The sequence below is a fragment of the Bacillus sp. L_1B0_5 genome, assembly GCF_000836715.1.
GTDB classification, from domain to species: domain Bacteria; phylum Bacillota; class Bacilli; order Bacillales; family Bacillaceae_G; genus Bacillus_A; species Bacillus_A thuringiensis_S.
The window spans coordinates 1-8,237 of the sequence record NZ_JXIS01000137.1 but is presented as its reverse complement, the minus strand read 5'-3'; the positions used below and the strand labels follow the sequence as shown (position 1 = coordinate 8,237).

Sequence of the window (8,237 nt, the reverse complement as noted above, 5' to 3'; positions counted from 1 at the left end):
ATTTATTTTAGTTTTGCAACACCCTCATTTTAATTATCCATTCATAAATATTTTGTGTTTACTTGAGTACATTATTCATAGACATTATGTTGTTTGTTCTCTTGTCTCCCTATCAGATTTAATATATAGAAGTATTATGATGGCTAAAAACCCAACAAAAGATAGCATAGGGATCGAGATGAAACCAAACAAATTCAAATAATCTTCTGTACAAGAAACACCTACTGAACATATCTTCATTTCACTTGTTGGAAAAGCCTGAATCGTAATTTGATAGACCGATATTATTAATCCAATACATGCAAATGGAAATGCATATATACTTACATTAGGGTCTTTTCTATACATTCCTATACCCAATATTAATACTAATGGATACATGGCCATCCTTTGATACCAGCACAAATCACATGGAGGCAGCTTCATCCATTCACTAAAAATTAAACTGATAAGCATTGCACTAGTAGCTATCGTCCAAGCAATTGCAATGTGATACTTTTGAATGATCGACATCTTATTTTCGCCTCACCTGTTTTTTTAATGCAAAACATTTGCTAATATATGACTAGTTTATTTCCGTGTTTCGAGTACCCTATTTCAATAGACTGTATCCAATTGTTGATATCTTCCCAGTCATCCCTCTTTTCTTTTTAATACGGGTAAGGAAACTATGAAACCTTACTGTATTAATTCAACAGATTTCCTGTTTTTTCTCTTTGAAAATACAAGAAAACGCTCATCATTACAATATTAATTACACCAGCTGCAGCACCAATTTTTAAGATAACATACACATATTCATTACTACTAAATGACAATAGACTCGCGAAAATAAATATTATTGAAATAATAAAGGATAAGATCATATTTCTTTTGTTCTCATTCATTTATGAAACCTCCATTTTTGTATGAGTATTTGTATTACAACTGATTCAGTATACATCGAGCACTTATCCACATCATGATGGTTTTATAAAGCTGTTTTTGTTCCTCTACAACATCTTATATACTCCACACGCCAACCTTTGATACTTTTGCTTCTTTTTCGCTTTCTATCATTTATGGCAGCAGCGTAATGTTAGTTTTTTAAATATAAGCTACAATGCCATATCCTGATTTGACCTTCAATTCGTCTATATGTATTACTTCACAAATACATATGCTAATTTTCTGTCATACTTGTCCGCTTGTAGTCCACGATCTATTACCTTTTATTTGATTCTTCTATAGTTAAGATGCTTCCTTTCACATCTCTTCAGTTTAAATTTTTGAGATACAGATTCAAGTCTATCTAATAAAAGTAATTTAACGGTCTGCTTTTTCCTGTTTATGTTCACGTCTGCATCTCCATATTTACCATTTATTACCTTTAACTGTTTCTAAGTTTTTTAATTTAACCCTTATAGGCTTCTGGAATATCAACAATATGTTGCCCTTCTATACTCTGTTGTATGCCCTTTTGCATGGTTTGGGTAGGTCTCGAGTCATTTGTTGTTTGCATCTTACTGCTACATGCAGTCATTTAAAAAACGAATGATGCAATGCAAATAAACTTAATCCAAGATTTCATTAAGTATTCGTTTCGCTCTACCTAATAAATAAATGGAATATAAATTGAATTGACCGCTCGATAATTACAACTATAAGCCTGAATCCAATTCGGGTAATCGTTAAAAACAAGTTTAAATGAGGGATTTTCAAATTCCGGATATTCCAATACTGTGCCTCTCTCATTCTTTTTTTGCTTTTACAATCTTTTTTAAGGTATATTTACCGGTGTAATTTCATTAGTACACAACATATATCTCCCCTTTTGTTTCCGAGGTTTTAAAACAAATAAAAAGGACACACCTATGGCATATGTATGCGTAGGTGTGTCCTTTTGCAAGATAGTTTTAGAAGTATTTTGTTACTTTTATCATATCATAATTCTTATTAATTTTATATATTAAATTAATGATTTTATAATATTGAATTCATATATAAAATAGTATGTTTGGAAACTTATCTAATTCCTACCTTGTGCTTTACATGAGACACGTTCAATTAATTGAGTAAGGTATACCGAGTGTATTTTTGTAAATAATAAGGTTGTTAAACGTTAGGTTAAGGAGGAGTTGTATGCAAGATCATAAAAAAGCTATAAAAAGTCCTGGTTCTGTTATGAAAGCAGATTTTGCTGAAACTGATGCACAAAAAGTGAAACAAGAAATTCAAAATGATGTAAGAGCCGGACAAGGAGCAATGACTTCTCGAGAGGCAGGGGCAATGCGCGATTAATAAAACACTCCTTATTGTTTTTTTCTTCTCTAGAACTTTAACCAGTAAGGAGTTATCCCAAAACAATTTTAGCTTTTTACGTTTATCATTTAGAAACATAATACGTTTCTGTTGTAGATCATATGTTAATTTCACATCAAATTTCTCTCCATTAAATCTCTTTTTTCAAACTAAGATTATTTTCTTTCAAATAATTTATTGCATCTTTGTTCACCGACCGTAAATCTATACCTTGTTTTTCTGCTGCAAATGAGCATCCACAATAACATTGACGAAAAACATCATATTCATTACACATTTCAATAGAACGTTGATATCCATTACTTTTTTTAAAATCACTCGGTAAATAACGTGAATCATAATTTTGTTGCACACCAACTCCAAGTTCATTTATTAATTGACTATTTTTATTTTTAGAAAGAGTAATCGCACTACCAAAGTAATCAAATCCTCTTTCTTGTGCTACCTCAGCTGAACGATCCAATCTCATATCAAAGCAGGCTGCACAACGAAGTCCACCTTCTGGCTCTTCTGCCAAACCTTCTTTTTTTACCATTTTAAAAAATACATTCGAACGATAGTCATCTTCAATAAATCCTACTGTGTGCCCTGTACGGTCATTGAACTTTTCTACAAAAACCTTTTGTTCATTCGAGCGGCGCATATATTCACTTTTCGGATGGATATTCGAGTTTGAGAAGAAGATTGTAACATCTGCATATTCTACAAGAAATTCCAATGAAGCAGTACTACAAGGAGCACAACATGAATGAAGTAAAACTTTTGGTCTTTCGTTCCTTCCCCCCCAATCTTTAATCATTTTTCTTAATACTTTGTCATAATTTATTTTCTGATTTTTCATTTTCTTTAAATACGTTTCAACATCTAACACTTCTTTCACAACTAAACCTCCCGTTTATTTTTATTTATTTTATCACCAACATCCATAAATAGTTATATAGTGATTTTATTTATTGATCGTAAAACGGTTCTTATGGCCTTTTGGTGACGGCCAAAATAATATACGTATTCTATTACCTCTATTACTAAAATATATCCTTAATCCTTCTTTTTCATCACAAAATCTTTTGAGTTTCCTTTTAACTGGTAATACTTCATGTTAAGACGAATAACTACTACGATAATTACCAAAAATCCAATTATATATACCATGTTCCTATCTCCATTTCTTACTGTTGAGCAAACTTATTATGTAAATACTTCACATGTTTATTCTTAATATCCTTATCGGTAATATTTGCTCGCAAAATAGTTTGGTATATATGCTCGACCTCGTCCTTTGTTAGTTTCACATCAATATAGGATTCGACACATTTTTTTAGATCGTTATAATATAGGACATGTTTATGTTTAGAATGAACATTTACTCTTTTTAGACTGCATTTTGAATGAAACGCTGCAATAGAAATACATGGCAGCTGTTGATCCATCACCCATTCAATTGCTTTCATGTGTTTATAGTTTTGTCGAAATGGATTTTGAAAAGAGTGTTTCTTTCTAAAAATACCTTGTGTCCATCTTGCCGCCTTCTCACTTCCATAGATCCAGCCCTCATAGTTCTTCGTCTCTATAACAAATATACCTGTTTCTGCGATTACAATATGGTCAATTTGAGTTGTATCACCATACTCTGTATGAACCGTCACATCATGTAACACCCGATACCTTTCGTGATCTAATTTGCTTAATATACGTTTTACCATCTTTTCTCCGGCTTTCCCTTTCCATTTTGGTGCATGTTTTTTTACCATAATATTTATCGGTATCAGAAGCACAATTAGAATTAATTCAAATATTAGTACTTTCATAATATAAGCCTTCCTTTCACACTCTTGTGTTTCTACGCATTAAACGATATACATGAGTTTCTAATCCTAAAATATAATATGAGATACATAAACCTTTTATCACCATCTCTATGAATCCTAATGCTAATGAAGCAATGAGTCCGCCCCGGAATTGAAACGGTCTTGTCACCCTCCGATTCACTGGCTTTTCAATTACTCCAAAATTAGCCCAAGTTGGCAAACGCTTTTCTACATTCTTTATAGTTCCCATTAATCCGTATTTTAATGACAAAATGAAACATCCAATTAGTAAATATACAATTGAAGAAAAATAGATAGATAGGCCCATAGCGATAATTGTGAGCAGCCAACCTATCAAGATAGAATTTCGTAAAGCGGCATATTCTTGATTTCTTTTCAAAACAAGCAATCCTTTCAAAATAAATTAAGTCATTTTTAAACATGAGAAATACTTTTCTAAGTAAAATATTATTTTAGTTTCTATCTTCCTCGTCTGTTTTGTAGGCATACCAGCTCTACTACAAGGAGGGTTCATTCTACAAAAGGAAATCCTTTACAACAAAAAACAATTAAAAATTGACGAATTATCCCCTATATCAGAGGAACTATTTGCAGAATACGAAAGGAAAAATCAGATGGGTTGATAAAAGGTACTGAATGAACATTCAGTACCTTTTGCATCTATATATATTTCTTTACATATTCGCAAATAACCATGGAGCCAGTACGGCTAACATACATAGTAAACAAGATCCCGTTATTACGCGATTAGACCAGCGATAATACTCAGGTTGTTTTGTACTCTCATGAATTCTTCGTAAACGAATTCCTGCAATTAACATAAAGGGTGTACAAATAAGTGCTGTTGATTTAAACAGGTCTAAAAAATCTGTAAAAATGTTCATAAACGAAAATACATCCGAACTAAATAAGAAATATACACTTAATCTCATTGCCATCATACTAACGAACGAGAAAATCATACTCCCCGTTGCCCATTTCATCCATTGGCCATTCTTTGTAATTAACGCCATAACCATGACAATAACACCTAATATGAAAGAGATAGAAAAGATATTTACCCCTACTTTAAAAGCTGGTGCATACATACCCTCAACTTTTTGTATAATTGATGACCCAAATGAATCGTCTTTCTCTTTCGTTTTTGTTCGATTGTTTAATCCTTCTTTAAAAGATGAAGAAACATCATTTCCTTTCAATTCATTAAAATCCACTTTTACAGATGCATGAGCTGTATGTAAAGGTATGAGTACTAGAATCATAAAAACAAATATACATAAAACTCCAATCATCCCTTTTTCTCGCTTCACAACACATCACCCGCTAATTTTGGCTTAATGCTTTTTAATTTAATTTCATTTCCTTCTGCAACATAACGGAGATCTGCGGAATAATAGATATTTGCTTTTGTATATGCCCCCATAATCGCATTTGCAATTTCTTCTTTTTCTACTGCTACATATGTTTCATTTTCATTATAAAACTCTATTTCAATTCGATTAATATTATTATTTAATACTGTTATATGTAACTCTTTTAAGCTATTCAGACGATTTCCTAAACCACACACTAGCTTAAATACCTTACTCGCAAGTGTAGGTGGCTTAACATACGTCGTATTAAAATGAATCGTTTCATCATCTATAACACCATCTTCCTCAACTGCGCACGTCATAATGAAAGAATGATTTTGTTTTTCAATTTCTTGTTGATTTAACTTGCGATCAATGACATATTTTAGACTTGTTGATAGATTTTCTATATATTCATCCAGTTCAGTATTTGAAATTTTAACCTCTGAGAATTCTGGGAAAATCATGTAAGCGTGCATATTAGAACTACTTTTACTTACACGTAATACCTGTACCTGTTTCTTTTCATAGCGCACCGTTTGTTCCAATTTTTTTACTACATTGTTGCTTATATGATCTATTATCATATTTCATCAGCCTCCAGTAATTTTAATAAAATAATTTTTACAATCTCATGTATATAAAGCATTGCAATATTTTGCTGAGGTCTCGAAACTCATATTTTATGACTAATAATCACTTTAATCTTAAAACATCTTAATATTACAATGACGTACAATGCTTCATTATAGTCGAATATTCTTATATGGTGAATCGTTCTGTTTCACTCATTTTTATAAAAATAAAAAGATATTTTATCTTTATAAAAATGAGCGAGAACATACTATATTTCATTCTATTTATCTAAGAAAATTCAACTGAGAAATGGATGTTAGATAATCCTGAGTTATCTACTATTTCATTCAACTAATGTATAGAAATTGGGTAGATTCACCTCAAATTTTATATACATTCATATATTTTCCAGTAATATTCCTCCTTCTGTATAAATCCGATAGCACTTCTTATTAGATATGTTTATAACTAATGTTAGTCCTTGTTCTCTTTCTGTCACTTTTTCAGTCCACTTTAACGTTTTTATCTCTTCTGCTTCTAATTTTCACTATTTAACAAAAAGAACAATTTCTATTATTGGTGCAATCACAATTGTTCAAGTTCTAGAAATGTCGTTCATGTTCTCACTTAGCATTTACTTCTCCATCCAAATTCTTTTAGACCGATGTAACAACTAAATTGTAAACACTGACAGACCCTTTTCTAATGTAATTTCCTTTATAAGAGTAGTAATACGCTCTTACTCTCCACTAATCAGTCTGCATTCTCTTGGTCAGCAAGAAACAAGACGTTTCACCAATACATTTTCCCTCTCGATTATGCAAATGAATCGTACTTCAACTAGCCCTTTATGAATTTATTTTTCCTTTTCCTTCTATTTATTAAAATTTAACGAAATCTTTCCGCTAAATCATTTTTTATATTCATAATCATTCCCTCTAAATTTCTAGTTGCAATAAAAAAGGAAGATCCAAGTATTCCTATCACTTAGTTCTTCCTTTTCCCCTGTATAAACTACCTTCACATAATTAAAACCGTAGTTCTTCAATCGTACTCTCCGCTAACTTATCTATATCAGTAAATATATCATTCGGCTCTTTAGATTACTCTTTGGATCAACTAATACTATTCAAACATTATCTCTTTTCATCTTGTTATGTTATGAATTATAAATAACCCCACCTGCAAACTTGAAAACAACAAAAAAAGGCTTCTTCAAGTCGATTAAAAATGTGCATAGCAAAACAAGCTATATGTGCACTAATCGGCTCAAAGAAGCCCTTTCACAATTGAAACAAGAACAAAACTTGCTTCTACAACTCAACCACAACACATAAGGTGTGGGAATAAACAAAATTAAACACAATAATAATATACCTATATATTATACAATTTAGATTTTCATATCAAGATTTTTTTAATATAAATGCACTCTTCTCTTAAGAGCTACCTTAAAAATTCTTATACTACACCACTATATCAGAAAATTTCTAATTGAAGACACTCAATTTCTTAAATTACATGTAGGCTTATGCCTACCAAGATTCATCTCTCCGCTAAAATTGGTGTTTCACTCCTTCACATTTTAAAGAAGAAATCTTATGTTAAAAAAAGGATAAATAAAAACATGCTATTAATTACAATCTATAGCTAAGAATACAAAATCATATTGTAGGTAAGATTTAAAAATAAATTAAGGAGAAAATTATGCAAATTCGTTGTGGAACATTTAACTTATATCAATTTTCCAAACCACCCATGGCATGGTATAACCCTGGTTCAGTTTATTCAAGCGAAGCATGGGAAAGTAAGAAGAAATGGATAAAAGACCAACTTTTAAATATGAACTGTGATGTTATAGGTTTTCAAGAAGTATTTAGTGTCGATGCTCTAAGAGAATTAATTAAAGAGGCTGGATTTACTTATTTCTCAACAGTTGAGATGCCAACTACAGATCCAGCAAATAATACAGTATATACCTCTCCTGTAGTTGCAATTGGTTCAAAATACCCTATTACTTCTGTAGATCCAGTAATAGTTCCACCTTTCACTAGAGACGATCTCCCTATAACACATGATTTCAAATTGCTTTGTATTCTAACATGGCTCGAAATTGCGACCAAGATACCTCACGAATTGCTTTTGCTAACTCATGATTCTTTAACATATTCGATACTTG

The 8,237-nt window shown here is 31.4% G+C and carries 8 protein-coding genes and 3 pseudogenes; 3 read left to right on the top strand and 8 right to left on the bottom strand.

Annotation, left to right across the window (positions count from 1 at the left end; genetic code table 11):
• Nucleotides 1-84 precede the first annotated feature (84 nt).
• The 3 genes and pseudogenes from RT27_RS29770 to RT27_RS35950 all read right to left on the bottom strand — a co-directional run bounded on the left by RT27_RS29770 (nucleotide 85) and on the right by RT27_RS35950 (nucleotide 1,522).
• Complete coding sequence (locus RT27_RS29770) at nucleotides 85-513, bottom strand: disulfide oxidoreductase (protein ID WP_043938737.1); 429 nt, start codon at nucleotides 511-513, stop codon at nucleotides 85-87.
• A gap of 173 nt (nucleotides 514-686) precedes the next feature.
• Entirely contained in the window at nucleotides 687-887 is a 201-nt protein-coding gene (locus RT27_RS29765; RefSeq protein WP_043938736.1) for a hypothetical protein, read from the bottom strand.
• 115 nt (nucleotides 888-1,002) lie between these two features.
• A pseudogene (locus tag RT27_RS35950) lies at nucleotides 1,003-1,522 on the bottom strand (thermonuclease family protein).
• Nucleotides 1,523-2,121: 599 nt separating this feature from the next.
• Between RT27_RS35950 and RT27_RS35505 the strand changes: the two are divergent.
• Nucleotides 2,122-2,280, top strand: coding sequence for a hypothetical protein (locus tag RT27_RS35505; protein ID WP_001150989.1), 159 nt, complete (start codon nucleotides 2,122-2,124; stop codon nucleotides 2,278-2,280).
• 151 nt (nucleotides 2,281-2,431) lie between these two features.
• Here the strand turns inward: RT27_RS35505 and RT27_RS29760 are convergent, their stop codons facing one another.
• From RT27_RS29760 to RT27_RS29750, 3 genes are all read right to left on the bottom strand, one after another.
• A complete protein-coding gene (locus RT27_RS29760) occupies nucleotides 2,432-3,142 on the bottom strand; it encodes an epoxyqueuosine reductase QueH (RefSeq protein ID WP_231577720.1) in 711 nt (236 codons plus the stop codon).
• Between the two features lie 328 nt (nucleotides 3,143-3,470).
• Entirely contained in the window at nucleotides 3,471-4,109 is a 639-nt protein-coding gene (locus RT27_RS29755) for a nuclease-related domain-containing protein (protein WP_043938735.1), read from the bottom strand.
• A 16-nt stretch (nucleotides 4,110-4,125) separates the two neighbouring features.
• Complete coding sequence (locus RT27_RS29750; protein WP_043938734.1) at nucleotides 4,126-4,509, bottom strand: hypothetical protein; 384 nt, start codon at nucleotides 4,507-4,509, stop codon at nucleotides 4,126-4,128.
• A 6-nt stretch (nucleotides 4,510-4,515) separates the two neighbouring features.
• Between RT27_RS29750 and RT27_RS35945 the strand changes: the two are divergent.
• Nucleotides 4,516-4,753: pseudogene (locus RT27_RS35945) on the top strand (hypothetical protein); the annotation flags it as partial.
• Nucleotides 4,754-4,804: 51 nt separating this feature from the next.
• On the opposite strand, the gene RT27_RS35005 reads toward RT27_RS35945, so the two are convergent.
• Both RT27_RS35005 and RT27_RS29740 read right to left on the bottom strand, forming a co-directional pair.
• A complete protein-coding gene (locus tag RT27_RS35005; protein ID WP_043938732.1) occupies nucleotides 4,805-5,440 on the bottom strand; it encodes a hypothetical protein in 636 nt (211 codons plus the stop codon).
• Nucleotides 5,437-6,069 (bottom strand): hypothetical protein, encoded by a 633-nt coding sequence (locus RT27_RS29740; RefSeq protein ID WP_000582596.1) that lies wholly within the window; start codon nucleotides 6,067-6,069, stop codon nucleotides 5,437-5,439. Before RT27_RS29740 ends, RT27_RS35005 begins: the two co-directional genes overlap by 4 nt.
• Nucleotides 6,070-7,765: 1,696 nt before the next feature.
• On the opposite strand from RT27_RS29740, the pseudogene RT27_RS29735 reads away from it, so the two are divergent.
• Nucleotides 7,766-8,237 (top strand): annotated as a pseudogene (locus RT27_RS29735) (hypothetical protein); the annotation flags it as partial.

Bases quoted from the DNA above. Each gene is read 5' to 3' on its own strand.
- RT27_RS29770 (WP_043938737.1), bottom strand. From the start codon at position 513: ATGTCGATCATTCAAAAGTATCACATTGCAATTGCTTGGACGATAGCT.
- RT27_RS29765 (WP_043938736.1), bottom strand. From the start codon at position 887: ATGAATGAGAACAAAAGAAATATGATCTTATCCTTTATTATTTCAATA.
- RT27_RS35505 (WP_001150989.1), top strand. From the start codon at position 2,122: ATGCAAGATCATAAAAAAGCTATAAAAAGTCCTGGTTCTGTTATGAAA.
- RT27_RS29760 (WP_231577720.1), bottom strand. From the start codon at position 3,142: ATGAAAAATCAGAAAATAAATTATGACAAAGTATTAAGAAAAATGATT.
- RT27_RS29755 (WP_043938735.1), bottom strand. From the start codon at position 4,109: ATGAAAGTACTAATATTTGAATTAATTCTAATTGTGCTTCTGATACCG.
- RT27_RS29740 (WP_000582596.1), bottom strand. From the start codon at position 6,069: ATGATAATAGATCATATAAGCAACAATGTAGTAAAAAAATTGGAACAA.